Origin of the sequence: Nonomuraea sp. NPDC059023 (assembly GCF_042740095.1) — a bacterium.
Lineage (GTDB): Bacteria > Actinomycetota > Actinomycetes > Streptosporangiales > Streptosporangiaceae > Nonomuraea.
This window is the reverse complement of sequence record NZ_JBHYIO010000015.1, coordinates 156,832-179,147: the sequence shown is the minus strand read 5'-3', so window position 1 is coordinate 179,147 and position 22,316 is coordinate 156,832. Positions and strand designations below refer to the sequence as shown.

Below are 22,316 nucleotides of genomic sequence, written 5' to 3'. Positions count from 1 at the left end.
TGATATCGCCCTTTAGTAACTTGTTCAGTGAAGATCCAGATAATGTGCTGTCGAATTCCTGGAGAACGAAGATGCTCTTTGCCGAAGGCTCAGTGGCCCTGGTGACGGGCGCCTCACGCGGAATCGGCCGGGCGGTCGCGCTCGATCTGGCCAGAGAAGGCGCCCATGTCATCGTCAACTACGCCAGGTCGGAGCGGGACGCCAAAGAGGTCGTGGCGCTCATCCAGGAGGAGGGCGGCAGCGCCGAGGCCGTACAGGCGGACGTCGCCGACGAGGACGCCGTGCGGGAGATGTTCCGCGGCATCCGTGCCGACCACGGCCGCCTCGACGTGCTCGTGACCAGCGCCGGCCTCACCCTCGACCGATACCTCATCACGATGAGCCAGGAGCAGTTCCGCACCCCGCTCGACGTCAACGTCGTCGGAACCTTCCTGGCCTGCCGCGAGGCGCTGCGCCTGATGCGCAACCACAAACGCGGCTCCATCGTGACCATCTCCTCCACGAGCGGGCTCGACGGAGGCTTCCCCGGCCAGACCAACTACGTGGCATCGAAGGGCGCGATCATCGCCTTCACCTCGGCCCTGTCGAACGAGGCCGCACCCCACGGGATCAGGGCCAACGTGGTCGCCCCCGGCTTCGTGTCCACCGACATGACCCGCAAGGTGCCCACGGACATCAGGAAGCAGTACGAGTCGCGCATCCGCCTGGGCCGCATGGGCCGCCCGGAGGAGATCGCGTCGATCGTCAGCTTCCTCGCCTCGGACAAGGCGTCGTACATCTCCGGCTCCGTGATCGTCGCCCACGGCGGCGGCCTCGGCTGACCCCGGTCACTACTAGGAGGACAGATGACCATCGACGAGCTTCGCGCGAAGGCCGCCGAGCGCCAGCAGACCTGCACCCAGATCAAGAAGATGATCGTCTCCCGGCTCGACCTGGAGATCGAGCCCGACTGGATCACCGACGACCAGCCGCTGTTCGGCCGCGGCCTGGAGCTCGACAGCCTGGATGTGCTGGAGCTCTACGTGGCCATCGAGGCCGAGTTCGGCGTTGCGCTGTACGACAGCGAGATGGCCGTCTTCGGGTCGGTCTCCCGCCTGGCCGACGAGGTCAACCCCGCGCTGCGGGCGTCATGACCGCGACGACGGCGCCGCCGGTCCTGACCGGCCTCGGCCACGACCAGATCCGGGCGGTGCTCCCGCACCGCTGGCCCATGCTCCTGCTCGACCGGGTCACCCGGGTCGAGCCGGGCGTCAAGGGCAGCGCCACCAAGAACGTCGCCGGCACCGAGCTGTGGTTCCAGGGCCACTTCCCGAACGAGGCCGTCCTGCCCGGCATCGTGATCATCGAGTCGCTGGCCCAGCTCGCCGGCGTGGTCTTCGCGCTGGCCGGCGCGAGCGAGATCAGTTACCTGGCCGGAGTCAGGTCGATGCGCTTCCGCCGTCCCGTGGTGCCCGGCGACCAGCTCGTGCTGAGCGCCGAGCGGACCGCGGGCGGCAGGGGCTTCGCCGAGTACAAGGTCTCGGCCCGGGTCGACGGCCAGATCGCCGCCGAAGGAAACCTCACGATCGCTGACCCGAAAGGTGTGAAGAATGGCTAGCGTCCTCGCGAACCTTCATCCGGAGGACACCGTCTACGGCGACGTGGGCGACGCCTCCCTGCCGCGGCGCTTCTCCGCCGCGCCCGACGCGCTGTCGGCCGAGTACAAGGTGCTGAGGGAGCGCGCCGCGATCCTCGACCTGAGCGCCCACCTGCTGATCGAGGTCACCGGGGCCGAGGCGATCGACTTCGCGCAGCGGGTGCTCGCCCGCGACGTGGAGTACCTCACCTCCGAGCGCTGCATGATGAGCCTGGTCCTGGACGAGTCCGGGCAGGTCGTCGACCAGGTCCTGGCCTTCGGCCGGGAGGACGGCATCCTGCTGGAGAGCTCGGCGGGCGCCGGCGCGCGGCTGCTTGAGCACCTGCGCACCCACAACGACGAAGGCGTCGAGATCACCGAGCGCGACGACCTGACCGTCCTCGGCCTGGAGGGCCCGTACGCCTGGGGCGTCGTCGGCCGCCTGATCGACGGCGAGCTGGCGGCGCTGCCGTTCGAGTCGGTCGTCGACACCACCTGGAACGATTCCGAGATCATCTTCGCCCGCACCGGCTTCACCGGCGAGTACGGCTACCAGATGCTCGTGCCCAAGGCCGCCGTGGGCGAGCTGTGGACCCGGTCGCTGGAGCACGCCCAGGCCGCCGGCCAGGACGCCCTGGAGCTGGCCATGCTGGAGGTACGCCAGCCGATCCCCCGCCACGAGGTCACCGGCGGCGCGAACGTGATCGAGATCGGCGCCAACTGGCTGGTCGACGTCACCAAGGACGCGTTCGTCGGCAAGGACGCCGTCCTCGAGGCGTTCGAGTCCGGCACCGGCCGCCGCACCGTCGGCTTCGTCGGCGGCGAGGGCGTGCCGACCCCCGGCACCCGCGTGTACGCGGGCGGCGAGGACGTCGGCGAGGTCGTGCACGCCGTGCACAGCGTCGGCCTGGGCACGACGCTCGGCCTGGTCAGGGTGGACGCCGACCTGGCCGCCGCCGGTCTGGAGTTCACCGTCGCCGGTTCCGAGGTCACCACGCTCACCAGCCCGTACATCGTGCCCAAGAGCTGGAGCATCCCGATCATCTGAAGGAGAAGGCAATGGCGCTGCGGCCCATCGTCGTCACCGGTCTGGGGATCATCTGCGCCGCCGGGCGCGACCCGGCCGAGTTCTGGCAGCGGCTCCTCGCCGGCCAGGGCGGTCTCGCCCCGGTCGAGGACGAGGCTTACGCGGTGTTCGAGGCCAGGTACGCCGGCCAGGTCCCGGACGCGTGGATCACCAGTCAGCTCACCGGCTCCGACGCCGACCTGGACCGCACCGCCCAGCTGGCGCTCATCGCCGCCAGGCAGGCGGTCGAGCAGGCGGGTCTGAGCGGGTTCGACCAGGACCGGTTCGGGATCATCCTCGGCAAGTGCCAGGCCACCCCCGACGCGGCCGGGCTCTACCAGCCCATGCACCGCACCCAGGATGTGGTCGCCGAGCGCCTCGGCCTGGGCGGCCCCCGCATCCTCGTCTCGACGGCGTGCGCGGCCGGCGGCAACGCCGTCGGCCTCGCCAAGGACAAGATCCTCACCGGCGAGGCCGACATCGTGCTCGCGGGCGGCGTCGACCCGCTGCTCTTCGGCACGTACGCGGGCTTCGCCGGCCTCCAGGCCCTCAGCACGGGACCCTGCCGCCCCTACAGCCACTCCGACGGCCTCAACCTGGGCGAGGGCGCCGCCTTCCTCCTGCTGGAGCCGCTCGACCTGGCCCTGGCCAGGGGCGCGACGCCGCTGGCCGAGGTCGCCGGCTACGGGCTGTCGGCCGACGCCTACCACGCGACCGCCCCCGACCCCACCGGCCGGGGCGGCGCCAGCGCCGTCCGGCGGGCCCTGGCCGACGCCGGCCTCACCACCGCCGACGTGGGTTACGTCAGCGGCCACGGCACCGGCACTCCCGCCAACGACGCCATGGAGGCCAAGGTCATGCGGGTCGTGTTCGGCGAGCGCGCCGGACAGGTCCCGACCAGCAGCATCAAGTCCTACGTCGGCCACACCCTCGGCGCCGCCGGAGCCGTCGAGGCGGTGGCGAGCGTGCTGGCGCTGCGCCACGGCGTCGCGCCGCCCACGATCGGCTTCGACGACGACGCCGAGCCGCGCGACCTGGACTTCGTGCCCAACAAGGCCAGGCCGATGCCCATCGACACCGTCGTCTCCAACAACTACGCCTTCGGCGGCAACAACGTCTCGCTGGTGCTGACCACCCCCCAGCCGCCACGCGAGTACGAGGAGTTCCCGCACCGCGAGGCCGTCATCACCGGCCTCGGCCCCGCCGTCGGCGCCGCCACCGGCATCGCCGAGCTCAGCGCCGCCGTCCTGGCCGGTCGCGAGGCCACGGGCGAGGCGCCGACGCTCGAAGGCCGCACGTTCGCGCCGCGCTCGCTGTGGCGGCACATGAACCAGCTCTCCCGCATGGCCATCGCCGCCTCCCGGCTGGCCTGGGAGGACTCAGGACTCAAACTGCCCAGGAAGGAGCTCGACGACGTCGGCCTGGTCTTCGCGACCGGCGCCGGATCGGCGGAGAGCACCGGCGGCTTCGACGAGAGCATCGCGCTCAACCCCAACAAGCCGGCCGTGCTGAGCTTCTCCAACGTGGTGCTCAACGCCACCGGAGGCGCGGTCTGCCAGACGCTCGGGCTGCGCGGGCCGACCACCACGATCTGCAACGGCGCCGCCTCCGCCTCGATCGCGCTGGACTGCGCGGTCGAGATGATCAGGGCGGGCAAGGCGGAGGTCGTGCTGGTGGTCGCCGCCGACGAGGCCGTCCACGGTACGGCCCGGCCGCCCGGCGAGCCGGTCAAGGGGTCGGGGGCGGTGGCCTTCGTGGTCGAGTCCGCCGACCACTGCGCCGGGCGGGACGGCACGCCGTACGCCAAGATCCTCGGCACCAGCCACCTACCGGACGGCCACGAGCTCACCCGGGGCATCGACCGGTTGCACGGCGCCGAGCCCGCGCTCACCCGCGGTCTGGAGCGGCTGCGTGGCACGGAACCCGCGCTCGTGCTGGGCACCGGTGGCGCCGGTGAGGCGGCGGCGGTGCGTGCGGCGCTGCCGCACGCGGCGCTGACCACGAGCATCGGGCTGGCCGGCGACTGCCAGGCGGCCTCGGGCGCGCTCAACCTCGCGCTCGGCGCCCTGGCGGTCCGCGACGGGATCGCCCCGGCGCACGCGGGCACCCCGGAGGAGCAGGGCGGGTTCGTGACCGAGCCGGAGCTCGGTGCGCCGGTCGCGCAGGCGCTGGTGTTGTCGGAGTCGCCGGGATCGGTACGCGGCGCGGTGCTCCTGGGGGCGATATGACCGCCCCGGTGGAGATCATGGCCGGCCTGCCGTTCGACGTGACCGAGACCGACCGCCTGCTGACCACGACCCGGTCGGTACGCCGCCGCCTGGACCTCGACCGGCCGGTGCCGCGCGAGGTGGTCGAGGAGGCGCTGGAGATCGCCATCCAGGCCCCCAGCGCCAACAACCACCAGAACTGGCGGTGGATGGTCGTCACCGACGACGGCGTCAAGGCCCGCATCGCCGAGCTGACCTCGCTGTCGTGGCAGTTCCACCGCATGGACATGTGGACCAACGCCGGCCGGCGGCGTACCGACCGGCAGGCGCGCAAGAACTACGAATCGGCGCAGGCGCTGGCCGAGGCGATCGCCCGGGTACCGGTCCTGGTCATCCCCTGCGTGCTGGGGCGGCCGCCGGACATCTCGGCCATCGACGAGGCGTGGCGCAGGCGGATGGCGACCAAAGAGGACGACGACCCCGGCCACCGCTCCACCCACGGGTCCATGCGGGCCAGCATCTTCTACGGGTCGATCTTCCCCGCCATCTGGTCCTTCCAGCTCGCGCTGCGCAGCAGAGGGCTCGGCAGCACGATCACCTGCCTGCACGTGGCCCACGAAGGGCCGGTCGGCGAGCTGCTCGGCATCCCGTCCGGCGTCACGCAGGTGTGCATGATCCCGGTCGCCTACACGGTGGGCACCGACTTCCGCCCGGCCGATCGCGTCAGCGCCAAGGAACGCACGTTTTGGGAGAGGTGGGAGTCATGACCGACGTCGTCATCGTCGGCGGTGGCATCGCGGGAGCGTCGGCGGCGTGCAAGCTGGCCGCCGGAGGGCTCTCCGTCGTGCTGCTGGAGAAGCAGGAGAGCTACAACGACCTGGTCCGCGGCGAGTGGCTGGCCCCGTGGGGCATCAGGGAGGCCCAGCGCCTGGGCGTCTACGACTGCTTCGGGGCGGGCGGCGCCTGGGAGATCCGCGAGTGGATGACCTGGGACGAGGCGGTCGACCCGCATGAGGTCGAGGCCGTGGACATGACCAGGTTCATCCCGGGGATCGGCGGGCCGTACTCGTTCCCGCACCACCAGGTCTGCGAGCTCATGGCGGCCCAGGCCGCCGACAGCGGCGCCACGCTGATCATGGACGCGGCCAAGATCGAGGTGACCGCCGGCCCCCGCCCGTCGGTCACCTACACGAACTCCGAGGGCCGCCGCGAGGAGATCCGGCCCAGGATCGTGCTCGGCGCCACCGGCCGCGGTTGCACCGTCGGCCGCCAGGTCGGCATCACCATGAGCAACCACATGCACCACTGGGGCGGCGGGGTGATGGTCGAGGGCCTCGACGACTGGCCCGCCGACGTCCAGGCGATGGGCACCGAGGGCGACGTCATGTTCATGGTCTTCCCCCAGGGGTACGGCCGCGCCCGCCTCTACCTCAACTTCGGCACCAAGGACAGCCGCAAGTACCGGGGCCCCGGCGCCATGGAACGTTTCCTCAAGGCCTTCGAGCTGGAGTGCCTGCCCGACCGTGGCCGTGCCGTCGTGGAGTCGCGTCAGGCGGGCCCGCTGTCGGTGTGGCCATCGGTCTCCAGCGTGCCGGAGGGCCCGCCGCTGACCGAGGGCGTCGTGCTGATCGGCGACGAGGCGGGCAACGCCGACACCGTGCTCGGCACCGGCCTGTCGTGTGCCATGCGGGACTCCAGGACCGTGTGCGAGATCCTCCTGGACTCCGACGACTGGTCGCCGCCGGTCTTCGAGCCGTACGTGAAGGAACGCGAGTTCCGGCTGTCGCGCCTGGACTTCGGCGCCCAGATCATCAGCCGGCTGCACGTGGAGTTCGGCCCGGCCGCCGTCGAGCGGCGGCGCAGGGTCCGCAAGCTGATGGCGAAGAACTTCGCCGCGCAGGTGACCGGGTTGCTCAACATGGTCGCCCCCGAGGAAGTGCCCGAGTTCGGTTTCAGCGAGTTCTTCGCCGAGCGGTTGTTCAGGGAGTCGGCATGACCGAGAAGAAGATCATCCACGTCAACGACGTGGACCTCGCCTACGTGGACGAGGGAGAGGGCGAGACCGTCATCCTGCTGCACGGCTTCCCCGACTCCTCCTACCTGTGGCGGCACCAGATCCCCGCGCTCGTCGAGGGCGGCTTCCGGGTGATCGCGCCGGACCTGCGGGGCTTCGGGGACTCCAGCAAACCGCAGGAGATCGAGGCCTACACGATGCAGACGATCGTCAACGACATCGTCGCCATGACCATCCAGCTCGGCATCAAGCGTCCGCACGTGGTCGGCCACGACTGGGGCGCGGCGATCGCCTGGATGTACGCGTTCCTGATGCCGCGCCGCATCGACCACCTGGCGGTGCTGTCGGTCGGGCACCCGGGCGTCTTCTCCTACCCGACGCTGGAGCAGCGCGCTGCCTCCTGGTACATGCTCTTCTACCAGTCGCCGGCCGCCGAGGAACTGCTCAAGCGCAACGGCTGGCGGCTGTGGAAAGAGATCATGGGCCGCGAGGGCGACTACGACCGGCACCTGCGCGACATGTCCAGGCCGGGCGCGCTGACCGCGGGCCTGAACTGGTACCGCGCCAACCGCTCGCCCGAGGCCGAACTGCGTCACCAGCGGCCCTTCCCGCCCATCTACGCCCCCACGCTCGGCATCTGGTCCACCGAGGACAAGGCGCTGCTGGAGGAGGGCATGGCCAACTCCGGCAAGTTCGTCAAGGGCCCCTGGCGCTACGAGCGCGTCGAGGACGCCGGCCACTACATCCCGCTCGACGCCCCAGAAACGGTCAGCAAACTCCTGCTGGGCTTCCTCGGCACGGAGCAGCCCGCAGAGCCGGAGCGGCGGCCCCGGCGCCGCCTCTAAGGAGCAGATCATGGTCGGCTACCTCTTCCCCGGGCAGGGCACGGTCCGCGTCGGCATGGGCGCGTGGCTGCGGCGCAACCCGGTGGCCAGGAGAGTGCTCGACGAGTTCGACGAGCGGCTGTCCCGGCCGATCTCGCCCATCTGCACGCGCGGGCCGCTGGACCGGCTGGTCTCCACCGAGCACGCCCAGATCGCCGTCACCGCCTGCAACCTGGCCACGCACGCCGTACTGGAGGACGAGGGATTCCAGCCGCACGTGGTCGCCGGGCACAGCGTCGGCGAGCTGAGCGCGCTCTACGCCGCCGGCGTCCTGGACCTGGCCGAGACCGCCCGGCTCGTGGAGCTGCGGGCCCGGCTGATGTCGCGGGTGAACGTCATCGGCGGCATGCACGCGGTGATGGGCCTTGAGGTCGAGCAGGTCGAGGAGATGGTCGGCTGGGCGGCGGGCCCGGACGAGCCGCTCGTCGTCGGGCTGGAGAACGCGCCCGGCCACGTGGTGGTCTCCGGCGCGATGGGCGCGCTCGACCGCCTGGCCAAGCTGGCCACCTCGGCCAGCAAGATCGTGGAGCTGTCGGTGGGCAACGCCTTCCACTCGCCGCTCATGGACCCCGCCGTGCCCGAGTGGAGCGCCGCGGTCGAGGCGGCCGCGATGCGCCCGCCGTTCGTGCCGGTGGTGCCCAACGTCACCGCCGAACCCACCATCGACCTGGACGTCATCAGGCGGGCGCTGGTCGGCCAGCTCACCGGGCGGGTCCTGTGGACGCGCACCGTGGCCGTGGTCGACGCGCTCGGCCCGAGCGTCGAGGTCGGCGACAGCAAGGTGCTGGCCGGGCTCTCGCGCCGCTCCGGCGCCCGCTGCCTCAGCATGGCCGAGCCCAGCACACTGCGCCGGCTGGCCAGGGAGGTGGCGGCGTGAACCGGTGGGGCAGCGCGCTCGTCCGGTTCGGCGACTTCACCAGGCCGCAGGACCTGCTCGGGGCGATGGCGCTGGAAGCCGTCTACACCCCGGCGGAACGGGTCAGGTCGGGCGCCGGCCGGACGCTGCAGCACTGGGCAGGGCGGCTCGCGGGCAAGTACGCGGTCCTGCGGCTGCTGGACCTGCCGCCGACCGCCGAGCTCCTGGGCTCGGTCGAGGTGCTGCCCCGGCCCACGCCCGTGTGCGAGCAGTCGGCGGCCTGCCTGGACGGGCATCCGCCGGCCGTACAGCTGAGCGGGGAGTTGACCGCGCGGGCGAGGTCGGGGGAGCGGATCCGCATCTCGCTCAGCCACACCGACGGCCACGCGCTCGCGGTCGCGGTCGCGGCCGCGCGGCTTCCGGAGGACGACTGAGATGGACGCGAGGAAGATCGCCGAGGAGCACCTGGACGCGTGGCGGCGCGAGGACGCGGCCATGGTGGCCGGTTGCGTCACCCGCTACGAGGACCCCGATTCCGGCGGGCCGCTGAGCGGCGAGGAACTGGCCGCGCACGCCGCCGCCCTGATGGAGAGTTTCAAGGGACTGCGCTTCGAGGTCGGTCGGGTGACCGGCGACGAGGACGGCGTGACCGTCTCCTGGACGCTCACCGCCGACCACCGCGCCGCCTACCTGGGCATGCCCGCGACCGGCGGCGCCGCCCGCGTGTCCGGCACCGACCTGGTGACGGCCGACGGGCAGGTGCGGCGGATCTTCGACCGGCTGGCGCTGGCCGAGGCGCTCGGCTACTCGGCGCGGTTCGTGCCGGAGGCCGATGACGTGCGCGAGTTCGGGGTGAGCGCGCGGGCGTCGAGCGGGCGTACCGACCGGCCCGGCGCCTTCTCCCTGACCTGGCTGGAGATCCGCGACGCCGCGGAGGCGGCCGACGTGGACCTGCTCAGCGTGGAGATCGTCAAGTCGCTGCGCGCCTCACGCGGGTTCCTCGGCGTGACCACCGTCGACGTCGGCAACCGCAAGTACACGCTGAGCGCCTTCGACCGGCCGGAATCGGTACGCGCCGTGCACGCCAGGCCGCACCAGCGGGCCATGCGCCGCTTCTTCAAGAGCGGTCTGTGCACCCGCGTCCACACGAGCATCTGGGTCCCCGCCAAGTCGCGGGAGTACGCACGCTGCCCGAGCTGCGAGTCGGTCGTACCGGTCGGCACCGGTACGACCTGCGGCTGCGGATGGATCCCCGACGACGCCACCCTGCTGTGAACCCCCCTCTGTGAACCCTTTCTGTGAACGGAGCCCCGATGACCGACTTCACGACCGAGCACCGGCTGGACGGCGGGTCCAGGCCGGCCGTCGTCTTCATGTCCGCGTTGTTCGCCGGCGGCTGGATCTGGGAGCACCCCTACCGCCGCCTGGAAGAGCAGGGCTGGCCGGTGCTCCGTACCCACGAGGCCATCTGCGCGCTGGACCGCCGGGTGGCGGGCTCGATCGAGCGGCTCGGCGACTCCTTCCTGGCGGCCTGTGACGAGGCGGGCGCCGGCGAGGTGATCGTCTGCGCCAACTCGCTCGGCGGGCTGGTCGCCATCGACCTGGCCGGACGCCACCCCGAGCGGGTACGCGGCATCGTGGTCAGCGGCGCCCCCGGCCTGACCCCCGACCCGGACGTCGGCCTCAGCTTCGACCGGCGCGGCAGCGTGCAGCCCTTCGGCCAGGAGTTCGGCGACCGCATGCTGGCCGCGCTCTTCCACGACCGCTCGCGGGCCTTCTCCGACGAGCGCAAGGACGAGGTCGGCGAGATGCTGCGCCGGCCCGAGTCGATGGTCAGCATGGCCCGCAGCCTCAAGGCCACCCGTACCTACCAGGTCAAGCCCGCCCTCGACCGGGTGGCCTGCCCGTCGATCTACATCTGGGGCCGCCACGACCGCATGACGCCGGTCGACCCGTGGCTGGACGTGCTGGCGGACTACCCGGTCGAGATCGTGGTCGTCGAGGACAGCGGCCACATCCCGATGATCGAGCGCGGCGACGAGTACACCGCGGCTCTGGAAGGCTTCGCCGGGCGCTGCGCGGGGGCGCTGGCATGAGCATGCCCGCCGTCCTCCTTGGGGTCGACATCGTCGCCGCCGACCGGCTCGCCACGGCCGCCCGGCGCGGCGGCGAGACGTTCGACCGCGTCATGGGCGGCGGCGGGCCGACCTTCTCGGTCAAGGAGAGCTTCATCAAGGCCGTGGGCGGGCGTCCGCCCGGTTTCAGCTGGCACGACTTCCAGGAGACCGGCGAGCGGCCGTCCGGCTGGGCCGGCTGCCTGCTCGACGAGGCCGCCGCGGAGCTGATCGCCTCCACCGGTCTCGACCTGCCCGGACGCGCGGTCTTCACCGTCGGCGGCGCCAGCGAGAAGGCCGCCCTCGTACGGCTCCCGCCCCACGCGGGCCGCGTCACCGGCGCCGCCCGCTGGGGCCACGGCTCCGGCCTGTTCGTCTCCCTCGCGATCGTTTACGTCCGTCGGAAGGGAACCCACTGATGCACGTGGTCAAGCCGGGCGAGTCCATCCAGCGCGCGCTCGACGAGTCGGGCCCCGGCGCCGAGATCCTCCTGGAGGAAGGCGTCTACGAGGAGACCGTCTGGATCAGGCACGACGACGTCACGCTGCGCGGCGCCGGTATGGGCAGGACGGTCCTGGTCCCGGGCGGCGACGTGCTGCCCGACATCCCCAAGCTGCACGACGCCGACGCGAGCGTGCTGAGCGGCATCAGCGCCAACGGCGTCGCCCGCGTGAAGATCTCCGGCCTGACCGTGCGCGGCTTCACCGGCGCGGGCGTCTACGCCCACACGGTCGCCGGCGTCGCGGTGCGCGAGGTGGAGGCCGCCGACAACGCCGTGTGGGGCGTCTACCTGCGCGAGTCGAGCGGGTGCGAGGTCGTGGCGTGCCGCGCCTACGGCACCCAGTACGGCGGCATCGCGCTGAGCTTCTGCCCGGACGCCGGCGGCGAGGTCACCGGCAACGAGGTCGTCCGCAACGCGTTCGGCATCTTCGTCGACAACTCCTCGCGCACGCGGGTGCTGCGCAACTCCTGCCACGAGAACGCGATCGGCATCATGCTCCTCAACCAGATCTACGAGGGCGAGCCCGAGGGCGGCGTCCGCGACTGCCTGGTGGCGGGCAACGAGCTGTTCGGCAACAACCTGGCGGCCGGCATCCAGCCCGACGGGCTCGGCGCGGCCGGGCCGCCGATCTCCGGCGTGGGCCTGGCGCTGATCGGCACCCACCGGGTGAGCGTGGTGGACAACCGCATCCACGGCAACCACCCGAGCGGGGAGTCGGTCATGGGCGCCGCCTTCACCGTCGGCTCCTCCAAGGACTGGGGCGGCGACGACGCCCTGGACAACCACATCCTGTGGAACCGCGTCAGCGGCAACAGCCCGCTCGACTACCAGCTCGGCTGCGATCTCGACCGGCAGACCATCTGGGGCAACCGCGCCGACAAGGGCGAGCCCGTGGACGCTAAGGGGTGGAACCCGTGAGCGCGACCCTGTCCTGCCACGGCCTGAGCAAGCGATACGGCGACGTCGTCGCCGTACGGGACGTCGGCTTCTCCATCGCGCCCGGCCAGGCGTACGGGCTGCTCGGCCCGAACGGCGCGGGCAAGACCACGACCATCTCCATGCTGGTCGGCCTGCTGCGCCCCGACTCCGGGAGCGTCACGGTCGGCGGCGTCGACCTCGGCGCGGAGCCGCTGCGGGCCAAGGCCAAGATCGGCTACGTGCCACAGGAGATCGCCCTCTACCCCGAGCTGACCGGCCGGGAGAACCTGCGCTTCTTCGGCCGCCTGTTCGGCCTGCCGCGCAAGCGGCTGGCCGGGCGCGTGAACGAGGTGCTGGAACTGGTCGGCCTCACCGACCGCGCCGACGGCAAGCTCGACACCTACTCCGGCGGGATGAAGCGGCGCATCAACATCGGCGCCGCCCTCCTGCACCGCCCCGAGATCCTCATACTCGACGAGCCCACCGTCGGCGTCGACCCGCAGAGCCGCAAGGCCATCCTGGACGGCGTCGAGCACCTGGTCGCCGAGGGCATGGCGCTGCTCTACACCTCCCACTACATGGAGGAGGTCGAGCGGGTCTGCGACCGCGTGGCCATCATCGACCACGGCCAGATCGTCGCCGAAGGCACCCGGCAGGAGCTCGTGGCCATGGTCGGCAGCGCCGACAAGATCGAGCTGGTGCTCGACGGCGACGTGGACGCCGCGTTCGCGAAGCTCCGTACCGTCGAGGGCGTGCTGGAGGCGGCCAGGACCGGCGACAGCTCGGTGCGGCTGCTGGCCGAGGGCGGCAGGTACCTGCTTCCCGCGCTCATCACCGCCGTGGAGGGCTACGCCACCGTCACCGCCACCGAGGTCATCGAACCCGACCTGGAGGCGACCTTCCTCCATCTGACCGGCAGCACGCTCAGGGACTGAGGATGATGCGACCCCTGCTGACAGTGAGCGCCCTGGAGCTGCGTACGCGGCTGCGGGACGGCACCGCGCTGATCATCGCGGTCATCGTGCCGGTGGCGCTGGCCACGTTGTTCGGACTGGCGCTCGGCGGCGACGACCCGCCGCTGCGCGCGACCGTCGGCGTCGTGGACCTCGACGGCGGCCGGCTGCCCGCGGACGTGCGGCGCGAGATCGCGGCGGCGGAGCAGTTCAAGGGCGTGCTCACGCTGCGCGACCTGCCGAGCGAGCAGGCGGCGCGGCGGGCCGTGGACGACGGCGGCGTCGGCGCGGCGATCGTGTTCGGCCGCGACTTCAGCCGCACGGTCGGCGCGGGCGGCTCGGGACAGGTCTCCGTGCTCACCACGCCCGAGTCGCCGCTGGCCGGAGTGGTGGCAAGGTCGCTGGTGGAGCGGATCGCGGTGATGGTGGAGTCCCGGGCGCTGACGGAGCGGTTCGCCGCGGGCCCGGCGGAACCGCTCAGCGTGGTGAGCGACCCCCTCGCCGGCGGCAAGGTGGACCTTTCCGTCTACTACGGCGCCGGCATGGCCGCGCTGTTCGCCTTCTTCGTAGTGGGCGCCTCCTTCCGCAGCCTGCTCACCGAGCGCAAGCTGGGCACGCTCAACCGGATGCGCGCCGGGCCGCTGGCCCCCTGGGTGCCGGTCGCCGGCAAGGCGATCGTGGGCTTCGGGCTCGCTCTCTTCGGCGTCTGCGTGACCTGGGCCTCCTCGACACTGATCTTCGGCACCACCTGGGGCGACCCGGTGGCCGTCTTCGCGGTCCTGTGCGCGCACGTGCTGGCCGCCGCCGCGATCACCATGCTGGTCGCCAGCCGGGTCAAGACCGACGCGCAGGCCGACGGTGTGATCATGGCGGTCTCGTTCGTGGCCGCGTTCTTCGGCGGCAGCCTGGTGCCGATCCCCAACCTGCCCGACGCCCTGCAGGTCGTCGCCCTGTTCACGCCCAACGGCTGGACCTCGCACGCGCTGGTCGGCCTGGCCGGCTCCGGTGACGGGCTGGCCAGTGTGGCGCTGCCGATCGGCGTCCTGTGTGCGATCGCGCTGACCGCGGGCGGCCTGGCCGCCGTGGGACTCAAGAAGGGACTACTGGGATGAGGCCCCGTCCCGTGCTGGCGCTCGTGCTGGCCAACCTGCGCCGACACACCCGCGACAGGACCGGCCTGTTCTTCATGGCGGTCATGCCGTTCGTCTCGATCATCTTCGTCGGCATGGCGCTGGGCGGCGGCACCGTGGGCGAGCGGCTGCCCGTCGGCGTCGTCGCGCCCGGCGGCGACGCCGTAACCGCCGCGGTGCTGGCCGAGCTGCGACGACACCCCGACCTGGAGATCACGCCCGTGGCCGCCAAGTCCGAGCTGGAGTCGGGCGTGCGCGAGGGCTCGCTGGCCGCCGGTCTGGTGGTCACCCCCGGTTCGTCCCGCCTCGACCTCGTCGCGACCGAGAACAACGGCAGCGGCGTGGCCGCGCGCGCCGCCGTCGAGGTCGCCGTCGGCCGCGTCTCGGGTGTCCTCGCCGCCTCGGCCGCCGCCGAGCGCGCGGGCGCCACACCCCAAGAAGCCGCCCTCCTGGTACGGCAGGCGCAGTCGCAGACCGGCCGCGTCACCGTCGTCGACACCGAGTCGCCCGGCGGCGAACCCCGCGGCTTCGCCTACACCGCCCCCGCCAACCTGCTCCTGTTCACGTTCATCAACTCCATGGCCGTGGCCGCCGCCATGGTCGAGAGCCGCCGCCTCGGCATGCTCCAGCGGGCGCTGACCGCCCCGGTGCGGCGCGGAGCCGTACTCATGGGCGAGGCGCTGAGCCGCTTCGCGGTCGCGATCGCGCAGGCCGTGCTCATCGTGGTGGTCAGCTCGCTGGCCTTCGGCGTGCGGTGGGGCGACCCGCTGGGCGTGGCCGCCGTGGTTGGCGTGTTCGCGCTGGTGGCGACGGCGGCGGCGATCCTGGTCGGCACACTGCTGAACAACCCCGACCAGGCCCCGGCCATCGGCCCGTCGCTCGGTGTCGTGCTCGGCATGCTGGGCGGTTGCCTGTGGCCGCGCGAGGCGGCGGGCGAGACGCTCAACACGATCGGCCACTTCTTCCCGCACGCGTGGGGCATGGACGCGCTGCTCGCGCTGTCGCGGCCGGGCACCGGCCTGCTCGCGGTGCTCCCCGAACTGGCGGTGCTGGCCGCGATGGCCGCGCTGCTGCTGGGCGCCGCGCTCATTCTCTTCAGCCGGCGGACGAGAGCGGGGACCTGATCGCCATGCGCATCCTCGTCACCGGCGCGGCCGGCTTCATCGGATCCGCGTACGTCAGGCACCTGCTCGGCCGTCCGGCCGGGCGGGTCACCGTGCTGGACAAGCTCACCTACGCCGGTGACCCGGCCAACGTGCCGGCCGGCCCGAGGGTGCGCTTCGTCAAGGGCGACGTGTGCGACACCGGGCTGCTGGCCGAGCTGGTCCCGGGCCACGACATGGTGGTGAACTTCGCCGCCGAGACCCACGTGGACCGCTCGATCGCGGGCGCGGCGGAGTTCGTCAGGACCAACGTGGCAGGCACCGACGCGTTGCTGCGGGCCGCACTGGACGCCGGGGTAGGCCGATTTATCCAGATATCTACGGACGAGGTGTACGGCTCCATCGACACCGGCTCCTGGGACGAGACCTGCCCCCTGAAGCCCAACTCGCCCTACGCCGCCGCCAAGGCCGCCGCCGACCTCATGGCCCTGGCCTACCACCGCACCCACGGCCTGGACGTACGCATCACCCGCTGCGGCAACAACTACGGCCCACGCCAGTACCCCGAGAAGCTCATCCCGCTCTTCGTCACCAACCTCCTGGCCGGCAAGAAGGTCCCCCTGTACGGCGACGGCCGCAACGTACGCGACTGGGTCCACGTGGACGACCACTGCAGAGGCATCCTCCTCGTCGCAGAGAACGGCGCGCCCGGCGAGGTCTACAACATCGGCGGCGGCACCGAGCTGACCAACCGCGAGCTCACCCACCTGCTCCTGCGGGCCTGCGGCGCGGGCCCCGACATGATCGACCACGTCGCCGACCGGCCCGGCCACGACCGGCGCTACTCGCTCGACGACTCCAAGATCCGCGGTCTGGGCTACCGGCCCGAGGTGCCCTTCGCCGAAGGGCTGGCCGCGACCGTCCAGTGGTACCGAGCGAAAGGCGGACCACGATGAAGGGGATTCTCCTCGCCGGCGGGCGCGGCACGAGGCTGCTGCCGACCACGCTGGCCGTCTCCAAACAACTCCTGCCGGTCAACGACAAGCCGCTCGTCTACTTCCCGCTGTCGGTGCTCATGCTGGCCGGCATCCGGGAGATCCTGGTCATCTCCACTCCGGAGGACCTGCCGCAGATCCGCCGGCTGCTGGGCGACGGCTCCCAGTTCGGCCTGCGACTCGACTACACCGAACAGCCCGAGCCCAACGGCATCGCCGAGGCGTTCGTGCTCGGCGCCGAGCACATCGGCGACGACAGCGTGGCCCTGATCCTGGGCGACAACGTCTTCCACGGCTACGACTTCCAGGGCGTGCTGCGCCAGGAGTGCAAGGACGTGGACGGCTGCGTGCTGTTCGGCTACCCGGTCAGCGACCCCCAGCGGTACGGCATCGCCGAGACCGCCCCCGACGGCCGCCTGCTCTCCCTGGAGGAGAAGCCGGCCGTACCCAAGTCCAATCGCGCGGTCGTGGGCCTGTACCTCTACGACAACGACGTCGTCGACATCGCCAAGAACCTCGCCCCGTCCGCGCGCGGCGAGCTGGAGATCACCGACGTCAACCGCGACTACCTGCGGCGCGGCAAGGCCACGCTGGTCGACCTCGGCCGCGGCTTCGCCTGGCTGGACGCCGGGACACCCGAGTCCCTGCTCCAGGCCGGGCAGTACGTGCAGCTTCTGGAACAGCGCCAGGGCGTGCGGATCGCCTGTCTCGAGGAGATCGCCCTGCGCATGGGATACATCGACGCCGAGGCCTGCCACCGGCTCGGCGTCGCACTGGAGAAGTCCGCGTACGGCCAGTACGTGATCTCGGTGGCCGAGCAGTTCGCAGAACAGGGGAGGTAGATCATGACGACGAGTGCGTTCTTCACGGGACGGGCGCCGGTCGAGGGGGACCACGTGTCGGCGGTATACCGATATGCGGCGCGAAAGGGGGCGATAGAGGCCGTCGAGGTGGCCGCGGCTGACCTGGGCATCGGCATCCATGAGATGCGGGAGGCGGTGGACCAGCTCGTCGGCAGCCGCCTGCTGCGCCCCGGCGACGGGCGCGGCCAGCGGTTCCTGCCCGTCGACCCCGAGGTGGCCGCCGCCTCTCTCGTGTCCTACGTGGAGCGGGAGATCTACCAGCGGCGGGAGCTGATCGACCAGATCAGGGAGCGGATCGACGTCTTCCGCCAGGACTACGCCGGCGACGGCGCCACGCCCGGCGGCTCGATCGACTACCTGGTGGGCAGCATGGAGGTGCGCGGCTTCCTGAAGATGGCCGGTGACGCCTGCCGCGACGAGGTCCTGGTGTTGCAGTCCAGCGGGATCGACGGGGACGAGCTCGCCCAGACGTACCTGACGCTGCTCGGGCGCGGCATCTCCGTCCGGATCATCTGCCAGCACCGCAACCGTGCCGACCTCGCCACCCGGATGAAGATGAAGCGGCTGACCGAGGCGGGGGCCACGGTCTACACCGTCAGCCACATCCCGCGCTCGGCGATCGTCTTCGACCGTTCGCTCGTCGTGCTCTTCGGCGTGGCCGACGGCGAGGCGAACGTGGCGCGGGTGCACAACCAGGGGGTGGCCCAGTTCTTCCTGGACCTGTTCAACCACCTCTGGGAGACGGCCACGCCGCTGGAGGGCATCGAGGCCGGGTACGCCGACGTCGCCGACGACCTGCAGCAGTCCATCGCCGCCCTGATGGCCAAGGGGTACACCGATGAGGTGGTGGCCCGCAAGCTCGGCATGTCCGTGCGCAGTTGCCGCCGGCACATCGCCACGCTCATGCGGGACCTGGACGCCACCAGCCGCTTCCAGGCCGGCGTCCAGGCCGCCCGCAAGTTCCTCCCCAACGGCCACTGACCCACCTCCTTTCCGGCCCGACGACCCTCACCGGCCGTCGGGCCCTTCCCATTCCGGCACCCCTGGCACCTCCGGGCCGTCCCTTCCGGGTCGCAACCCCAAGACCCGCATTTGCCGCGCGTGCCGCCCCGCCGGGTTGCCCTCGCCGGGTGCTCCCCGTTGGGTTGTCCCTTGGGGGTGCAACCCCCAAGCCCGCACTCCTGCGCGTGCCGCACTCCCGGGGTGCCGCCCTCCGGGTCGTCCCTTCGGGGTGCCGTCCTTTCGGGGTGCCGCCCTCCGGAGGGTTGCCCCTTCCGGGGTGTTGTCCTCCGGGGGTGTTGCCTTTCGGGTGTTTCCTGGTGGGGGTCAGCGGTAGTGGGTGGAGGCGCCGGTGACGACCTCGGCGAGGCCTCTGGCGCGTTCGCAGACGAGTTCCAACCCCGTGACCAGGTCCTCCTCGGAAAGCTGGGGAGAAAGGCAGATACGGACAGAGCTGTTGGCGTCGTCGGCCGTGACGCCGATCGCGGTGAGGACGTAGGACGGCTCCTGCGAGTCGGAGTTGCACGCCGACCCGGTCGACAACGCCACCCGGTGCAACCCGGCCACCAGGCTCTCGCCCCGCACCCCCGGCAGCACCACGTTCAGCACGTGGGGCACCGAGATGTTGGGGTCGCCGTTGAAGCGGAATCCCGGCACCCGGTCCGACAGCACCTTCAGTGCCACCTCACGAAGACGCGTGATGGCCGACCAGTTGTCGTTCAGGCGCCGCTGGGCGAGCCGGCAGGCCGCGCCCAGGCCGACGACCAGATGGGTGGGGATGGTGCCGCTGCGGAGTTCGTGCTGGCCGCCGCCGTACATGACGGGGCGCAGTCTGCGGCGGACCTCGCGGCGCGCGTACAGCGCGCCCACACCCTTCGGGCCGTGCACCTTGTGGGCGGACAGCGACAGGGTGTCGATGCCCTCCGCGTTCACGTCGATCGGGATACGGCCGGCCGCCTGCGCGCCGTCCACGTGCAGCAGCGCGCCGGCCTCGTGGCAGAGTGCGGCCATCTGGGCGATCGGCTGGATGGTGCCGATCTCGCTGTTGACCCAGGCCGCGGTGGCCACCCGGGTGTGGGCGTCGAGCTTGGCGCGCAGGTCGGCCAGGTCGGCCTGGCCGTCCTCGCGCACCGCCATCGTCCTGGTCTCCACGCCGCGGGCGGCCAGTGCGCCGCCGATCGACAGCGAGGACTTGTGGTCGGTCGGGCAGAAGACCGCGTTGACCGGCGCCCGGTCGTCGTGCTCGAACAGGCCGAGCAGGGCGACGTTGTTGCTCTCCGTCGCGCCCGAGGTGAAGACGATCGTGCTCGGGTCGGCGCCGAGCAGTTCGCCCACCGACGCGGCGGCCAGGTCGACCGCGCGGCGGGCGCGCTTGCCCAGGACGTGCGGGGAGGACGGGTTGCCGAAGTCCTCGCGCAGGTAGGGCAGCATCGCGTCGAGGACTTCCTCGTCCACGCGCGTGGTGGCGCAGTTGTCCAGGTAGATGATGTTCACGGAATCAGCTCCTGATGGTGCACACCGTGACGAGTCCACCGAAGATCTCGTCGGCCGACATTTCCCCGCTGCCGCCCGGGTCGGTGATGATGACGGTCATGCCGGGCAGGCCGTACAGGCTGAGGGCGATGTCGACGCCGGTCTCGACCGGGTTCAGGCACTCGCCGGGGGCGTAGACGAGCAGCGTGCGGTAGCCGGCGTTGTAGACCTCGGCCACCATCTCGGTCATCTCGCCGGCGCAGCCGGTGATGCCGCAGCTCATCAGCGTGCGGTAGTTGCCGTTGTCGTCGAGGAAGGAGACCTCGGGCTTGCTCTCGCCCGACTCCAGGTAGCGCTTCTCCAGGCGGCCCTGCTTGACGAGCTTGGCGGCGGTCTTCTGGAAGCGGTACTTCAGCCAGGTCTCGGGGAAGGCCAGCGGGTGCTTCCTGCTGGGCAGCATGCTGTCGGGGGACAGGCCGGCACTTCGCAGCTCCTTCTCGTAGGAGGAGGGGAGCTGGTTGAAGCCCTCGTAGTACTCGGCGCGCAACTCACTGGCCGGCCGGCCGTTCTGGGGGACGTACTGCCAGTCGTTGATGAGCAGCAACAGGCGGGCCTCGGGGTGGTCGCGCAACAGGTCCACCGACATCCGCCAGGTGTAGCCGGGGAAGATGCCGACACGGCCGGCGATGCGGCGCCTCATCACCTCGGAGTCCTGCTCCTCGATGATGCCCGAGACCAGGTTGCCCTCCTCGTTCTCGAAGAGCATGAAGTGGCCACCCATGATGACCAGGTCGGAGCCGGTGCCAGTGCCGGCCAGCTCGCGGTTGACGACGTCGCGGAGCTCCTGCTCGGACGCCACCAGCTCGTGGTGCTTGGAAACGCTCATGATGTGACCACTCCGAGTCTGTTCCGATCTTGCGTGGAAAGGGGGACGAGCCGTCGGGCCAGCGCCCGGAGCGGCGTGGGGCCGGCGAGCCGGCAGACGTCGAGTCCGGTCCAGCCCTGGGCGTCCAGTTCTGCCAGCACGCGCGGGATCCGCAGGGCGCGGCCGCCGGCGAGCGTGTAGCTGCGCGTGAGGTCCGTCTTCGGCAGGCCGTTCACCTGCCGGACGATCTCCGCGAGATCCTGCTCGGCCGCCGGGTCGGCGTCCGAGGTCGCGAGGTACGGCCGCGCGCCCCCACACGCCGGCGTTTCACTTTCCGGAGGGGTGAAGCCCGTGAGTCGGCCCGCTTCCGAGAGCCGGAGGCCGTCGTCGCGGGCGGCCAGCAGCACGGCCTCGAAGCCGCGCAGGAACCGCTCCACCGCGTCGCCGTCCATGACCGTGGAGGCCGCGTGCAGTGAGACCGCCACCGCGTCCTTCCACTCGTCCACCCGCACGTAGGTGTCGGTGCCGGTGTGCGCCCACGCCTCGGGCACCGGGTTCGAGGTGAACGCGGTCCGCGTGCCCTTGTACTCGCGGGAGGCCTGCTTGATGAAGTTGAACTCCGAGGCCAGCCGTACCGGATGGGCGCGGCGCGAGCCCTCGCGGGACAGCAGCTCGACCACCTCGTCATAGGGCAGGTACGCGTGCTCGCGGGCGAGCGTGAACGCGGCGGAGACGCGCGCCAGCAGCTCGCCGAACGTGGGGTCGCCCGAGCAGTCCACCCGCACGAGCGTCGGCGAGAACATGCAGGTGAGCACGTCACCGAAGGGGTGGGAGTCGCGGTTGCCGACGAACGACAGGTGCCCGACGGTGTCGCTGCCGGTGTAGGCGGCCATGGTCGCGGTGTAGGCGGTCAGGTGGATGAGGGACGGCCACACCCGGTGCGCGGCGGCCAGTTCGCGGGAGGCGGGCAGGAGCGCGGGGGAGATGAGCGTCGCGTGGCGGGCCGGCGGGCCCTCCGGGCGGGTGCGCCGGGCGGCGAACAGGTCGTAGGGGAGCTGGGCGATCTCGTTCTCCCAGTGGGCGACCGCGCCGGCGGCGGTGACGGCCGCCTCCGCCGACGCCTCGTAGCGCGCCAGGTCGGCCGGCTGGTGCCGGACCGGCTGGATCGCGGCGGGGCGGCGGGTGGCGAAGCCGGCGCGCTGCATGCGCAGCTCGCGCTTGAGCTCGCCGATCGTCCAGACGTCGACGGCCAGGTGGTTGAGCACCACGACCATCTGCTTGGGCACGCCGCCGCTGGTGATCACGCAGGCGCGGATCGGCCACTCCGACTCCAGGTCGAAGGGGCGGCTCGACAGGTCCTCGACCACCTCGGCGGGCGACGGGGTGCCGTCCCGTTCGGTGCTCACCTCGACCGCCCGGACCGGTCCAGGGGGGTTGACCTTCTGATAGGGGTCGCCGTCGCCGTCGAGGTGGAAGGTCGTGCGCAGCGCCTCGTGCCGGCGGGCCAGGTACGTGAGCGTGGCCCGGCAGTTGGCCAGCGTGATGCCCTCGTGCACGCCCAGCCTGAGCACGACGTGCGTCTCGTGGCGGTGAGCAGGGGGTAGCTGGTGGAATCGCAGCCACATGTAGCGCTGACCCCAGCACAGCTTCGCAGTCTTCACGCTTTCAGAATTAGGTTTCTCTGGGGTTACCACAATGGGTGCGCGGTGGCCGCTAGGGGATAGCGAGAAGCTGCCACTAGCGGTCCCCCTTATGAATA

The 22,316-nt window shown here is 71.5% G+C and carries 23 protein-coding genes; 20 read left to right on the top strand and 3 right to left on the bottom strand.

Annotation, left to right across the window (positions count from 1 at the left end; all coding sequences use genetic code 11):
* Window positions 1-71 precede the first annotated feature (71 nt).
* Genes fabG through ACFWYW_RS25620 form a run of 20 tightly spaced genes read left to right on the top strand, consistent with a single transcriptional unit; the run spans window position 72 to window position 18,201 of the window.
* The gene (gene fabG, locus ACFWYW_RS25715; RefSeq protein ID WP_379611855.1) at window positions 72-821 is read left to right on the top strand and encodes a 3-oxoacyl-ACP reductase FabG; all 750 of its coding nucleotides are present in this window, start codon (window positions 72-74) and stop codon (window positions 819-821) included.
* Window positions 822-845: 24 nt separating this feature from the next.
* On the top strand, window positions 846-1,133 hold the full coding sequence (locus ACFWYW_RS25710) for an acyl carrier protein (protein ID WP_157251764.1): 288 nt from the start codon (window positions 846-848) through the stop codon (window positions 1,131-1,133).
* Window positions 1,130-1,597, top strand: a complete 468-nt coding sequence (gene fabZ, locus ACFWYW_RS25705) for a 3-hydroxyacyl-ACP dehydratase FabZ (RefSeq protein WP_184971230.1) — start codon at window positions 1,130-1,132, stop codon at window positions 1,595-1,597. Before ACFWYW_RS25710 ends, fabZ begins: the two co-directional genes overlap by 4 nt.
* Window positions 1,590-2,663, top strand: coding sequence for an aminomethyltransferase family protein (locus ACFWYW_RS25700; protein ID WP_379611854.1), 1,074 nt, complete (start codon window positions 1,590-1,592; stop codon window positions 2,661-2,663). The genes fabZ and ACFWYW_RS25700 overlap by 8 nt, the downstream gene beginning before the upstream one ends.
* A gap of 11 nt (window positions 2,664-2,674) precedes the next feature.
* Window positions 2,675-4,909 (top strand): beta-ketoacyl synthase N-terminal-like domain-containing protein, encoded by a 2,235-nt coding sequence (locus tag ACFWYW_RS25695; RefSeq protein ID WP_379611853.1) that lies wholly within the window; start codon window positions 2,675-2,677, stop codon window positions 4,907-4,909.
* On the top strand, window positions 4,906-5,655 hold the full coding sequence (locus ACFWYW_RS25690; protein ID WP_379611852.1) for a nitroreductase family protein: 750 nt from the start codon (window positions 4,906-4,908) through the stop codon (window positions 5,653-5,655). Before ACFWYW_RS25695 ends, ACFWYW_RS25690 begins: the two co-directional genes overlap by 4 nt.
* Window positions 5,652-6,884, top strand: coding sequence for an NAD(P)/FAD-dependent oxidoreductase (locus ACFWYW_RS25685; protein WP_379611851.1), 1,233 nt, complete (start codon window positions 5,652-5,654; stop codon window positions 6,882-6,884). Before ACFWYW_RS25690 ends, ACFWYW_RS25685 begins: the two co-directional genes overlap by 4 nt.
* Window positions 6,881-7,747, top strand: coding sequence for an alpha/beta fold hydrolase (locus ACFWYW_RS25680; protein WP_379611850.1), 867 nt, complete (start codon window positions 6,881-6,883; stop codon window positions 7,745-7,747). The genes ACFWYW_RS25685 and ACFWYW_RS25680 overlap by 4 nt, the downstream gene beginning before the upstream one ends.
* Before the next feature lie 10 nt (window positions 7,748-7,757).
* On the top strand, window positions 7,758-8,663 hold the full coding sequence (locus tag ACFWYW_RS25675) for an ACP S-malonyltransferase (RefSeq protein WP_379611849.1): 906 nt from the start codon (window positions 7,758-7,760) through the stop codon (window positions 8,661-8,663).
* Window positions 8,660-9,076: a phosphopantetheinyl transferase gene (locus tag ACFWYW_RS25670; protein WP_379611848.1), complete on the top strand. Its 417-nt coding sequence runs from the start codon at window positions 8,660-8,662 to the stop codon at window positions 9,074-9,076. Before ACFWYW_RS25675 ends, ACFWYW_RS25670 begins: the two co-directional genes overlap by 4 nt.
* Before the next feature lies 1 nt (window position 9,077).
* Window positions 9,078-9,917, top strand: coding sequence for a nuclear transport factor 2 family protein (locus ACFWYW_RS25665; protein WP_379611847.1), 840 nt, complete (start codon window positions 9,078-9,080; stop codon window positions 9,915-9,917).
* Between the two features lie 38 nt (window positions 9,918-9,955).
* Complete coding sequence (locus ACFWYW_RS25660; protein ID WP_379611846.1) at window positions 9,956-10,738, top strand: alpha/beta fold hydrolase; 783 nt, start codon at window positions 9,956-9,958, stop codon at window positions 10,736-10,738.
* Window positions 10,735-11,175, top strand: coding sequence for a hypothetical protein (locus ACFWYW_RS25655; RefSeq protein WP_379611845.1), 441 nt, complete (start codon window positions 10,735-10,737; stop codon window positions 11,173-11,175). The genes ACFWYW_RS25660 and ACFWYW_RS25655 overlap by 4 nt, the downstream gene beginning before the upstream one ends.
* Window positions 11,175-12,176: a nitrous oxide reductase family maturation protein NosD gene (locus ACFWYW_RS25650; RefSeq protein WP_379611843.1), complete on the top strand. Its 1,002-nt coding sequence runs from the start codon at window positions 11,175-11,177 to the stop codon at window positions 12,174-12,176. Before ACFWYW_RS25655 ends, ACFWYW_RS25650 begins: the two co-directional genes overlap by 1 nt.
* Window positions 12,173-13,111 (top strand): ABC transporter ATP-binding protein, encoded by a 939-nt coding sequence (locus ACFWYW_RS25645; protein WP_379611842.1) that lies wholly within the window; start codon window positions 12,173-12,175, stop codon window positions 13,109-13,111. Before ACFWYW_RS25650 ends, ACFWYW_RS25645 begins: the two co-directional genes overlap by 4 nt.
* A 2-nt stretch (window positions 13,112-13,113) precedes the next feature.
* Entirely contained in the window at window positions 13,114-14,241 is a 1,128-nt protein-coding gene (locus ACFWYW_RS25640; RefSeq protein WP_379611841.1) for an ABC transporter permease, read from the top strand.
* A complete protein-coding gene (locus tag ACFWYW_RS25635; RefSeq protein ID WP_379611840.1) occupies window positions 14,238-15,383 on the top strand; it encodes an ABC transporter permease in 1,146 nt (381 codons plus the stop codon). The genes ACFWYW_RS25640 and ACFWYW_RS25635 overlap by 4 nt, the downstream gene beginning before the upstream one ends.
* A gap of 5 nt (window positions 15,384-15,388) precedes the next feature.
* Window positions 15,389-16,318, top strand: a complete 930-nt coding sequence (gene rfbB, locus ACFWYW_RS25630; protein WP_379611839.1) for a dTDP-glucose 4,6-dehydratase — start codon at window positions 15,389-15,391, stop codon at window positions 16,316-16,318.
* Window positions 16,315-17,199, top strand: coding sequence for a glucose-1-phosphate thymidylyltransferase RfbA (gene rfbA, locus ACFWYW_RS25625; RefSeq protein WP_379611837.1), 885 nt, complete (start codon window positions 16,315-16,317; stop codon window positions 17,197-17,199). Before rfbB ends, rfbA begins: the two co-directional genes overlap by 4 nt.
* A gap of 3 nt (window positions 17,200-17,202) precedes the next feature.
* Window positions 17,203-18,201 (top strand): hypothetical protein, encoded by a 999-nt coding sequence (locus ACFWYW_RS25620; RefSeq protein WP_379611835.1) that lies wholly within the window; start codon window positions 17,203-17,205, stop codon window positions 18,199-18,201.
* A 345-nt stretch (window positions 18,202-18,546) separates the two neighbouring features.
* Here the strand turns inward: ACFWYW_RS25620 and ACFWYW_RS25615 are convergent, their stop codons facing one another.
* The 3 genes from ACFWYW_RS25615 to ACFWYW_RS25605 are packed head-to-tail and all read right to left on the bottom strand — an operon-like array spanning window position 18,547 to window position 22,218.
* Entirely contained in the window at window positions 18,547-19,713 is a 1,167-nt protein-coding gene (locus ACFWYW_RS25615) for a cysteine desulfurase family protein (RefSeq protein WP_379611834.1), read from the bottom strand.
* A gap of 4 nt (window positions 19,714-19,717) precedes the next feature.
* Window positions 19,718-20,578 carry an LPD16 domain-containing protein gene (locus ACFWYW_RS25610; RefSeq protein ID WP_379611833.1) on the bottom strand — a complete coding sequence of 287 codons (861 nt, stop codon included), beginning with the start codon at window positions 20,576-20,578 and terminating at the stop codon, window positions 19,718-19,720.
* Window positions 20,575-22,218: a condensation domain-containing protein gene (locus ACFWYW_RS25605; RefSeq protein ID WP_379611832.1), complete on the bottom strand. Its 1,644-nt coding sequence runs from the start codon at window positions 22,216-22,218 to the stop codon at window positions 20,575-20,577. The genes ACFWYW_RS25610 and ACFWYW_RS25605 overlap by 4 nt, the downstream gene beginning before the upstream one ends.
* Window positions 22,219-22,316 lie beyond the last annotated feature (98 nt).

Coding starts and splice junctions, on each gene's coding strand:
- ACFWYW_RS25675 (WP_379611849.1), top strand. CDS start 7,758: ATGGTCGGCTACCTCTTCCCCGGGCAGGGCACGGTCCGCGTCGGCATG.
- ACFWYW_RS25655 (WP_379611845.1), top strand. CDS start 10,735: ATGAGCATGCCCGCCGTCCTCCTTGGGGTCGACATCGTCGCCGCCGAC.
- ACFWYW_RS25700 (WP_379611854.1), top strand. CDS start 1,590: ATGGCTAGCGTCCTCGCGAACCTTCATCCGGAGGACACCGTCTACGGC.
- rfbB (WP_379611839.1), top strand. CDS start 15,389: ATGCGCATCCTCGTCACCGGCGCGGCCGGCTTCATCGGATCCGCGTAC.
- ACFWYW_RS25680 (WP_379611850.1), top strand. CDS start 6,881: ATGACCGAGAAGAAGATCATCCACGTCAACGACGTGGACCTCGCCTAC.
- ACFWYW_RS25690 (WP_379611852.1), top strand. CDS start 4,906: ATGACCGCCCCGGTGGAGATCATGGCCGGCCTGCCGTTCGACGTGACC.
- ACFWYW_RS25640 (WP_379611841.1), top strand. CDS start 13,114: ATGATGCGACCCCTGCTGACAGTGAGCGCCCTGGAGCTGCGTACGCGG.
- ACFWYW_RS25650 (WP_379611843.1), top strand. CDS start 11,175: ATGCACGTGGTCAAGCCGGGCGAGTCCATCCAGCGCGCGCTCGACGAG.
- rfbA (WP_379611837.1), top strand. CDS start 16,315: ATGAAGGGGATTCTCCTCGCCGGCGGGCGCGGCACGAGGCTGCTGCCG.
- ACFWYW_RS25685 (WP_379611851.1), top strand. CDS start 5,652: ATGACCGACGTCGTCATCGTCGGCGGTGGCATCGCGGGAGCGTCGGCG.
- ACFWYW_RS25665 (WP_379611847.1), top strand. CDS start 9,078: ATGGACGCGAGGAAGATCGCCGAGGAGCACCTGGACGCGTGGCGGCGC.
- ACFWYW_RS25620 (WP_379611835.1), top strand. CDS start 17,203: ATGACGACGAGTGCGTTCTTCACGGGACGGGCGCCGGTCGAGGGGGAC.
- ACFWYW_RS25660 (WP_379611846.1), top strand. CDS start 9,956: ATGACCGACTTCACGACCGAGCACCGGCTGGACGGCGGGTCCAGGCCG.
- ACFWYW_RS25610 (WP_379611833.1), bottom strand. CDS start 20,578: ATGAGCGTTTCCAAGCACCACGAGCTGGTGGCGTCCGAGCAGGAGCTC.
- ACFWYW_RS25695 (WP_379611853.1), top strand. CDS start 2,675: ATGGCGCTGCGGCCCATCGTCGTCACCGGTCTGGGGATCATCTGCGCC.
- fabZ (WP_184971230.1), top strand. CDS start 1,130: ATGACCGCGACGACGGCGCCGCCGGTCCTGACCGGCCTCGGCCACGAC.
- ACFWYW_RS25635 (WP_379611840.1), top strand. CDS start 14,238: ATGAGGCCCCGTCCCGTGCTGGCGCTCGTGCTGGCCAACCTGCGCCGA.
- fabG (WP_379611855.1), top strand. CDS start 72: ATGCTCTTTGCCGAAGGCTCAGTGGCCCTGGTGACGGGCGCCTCACGC.
- ACFWYW_RS25710 (WP_157251764.1), top strand. CDS start 846: ATGACCATCGACGAGCTTCGCGCGAAGGCCGCCGAGCGCCAGCAGACC.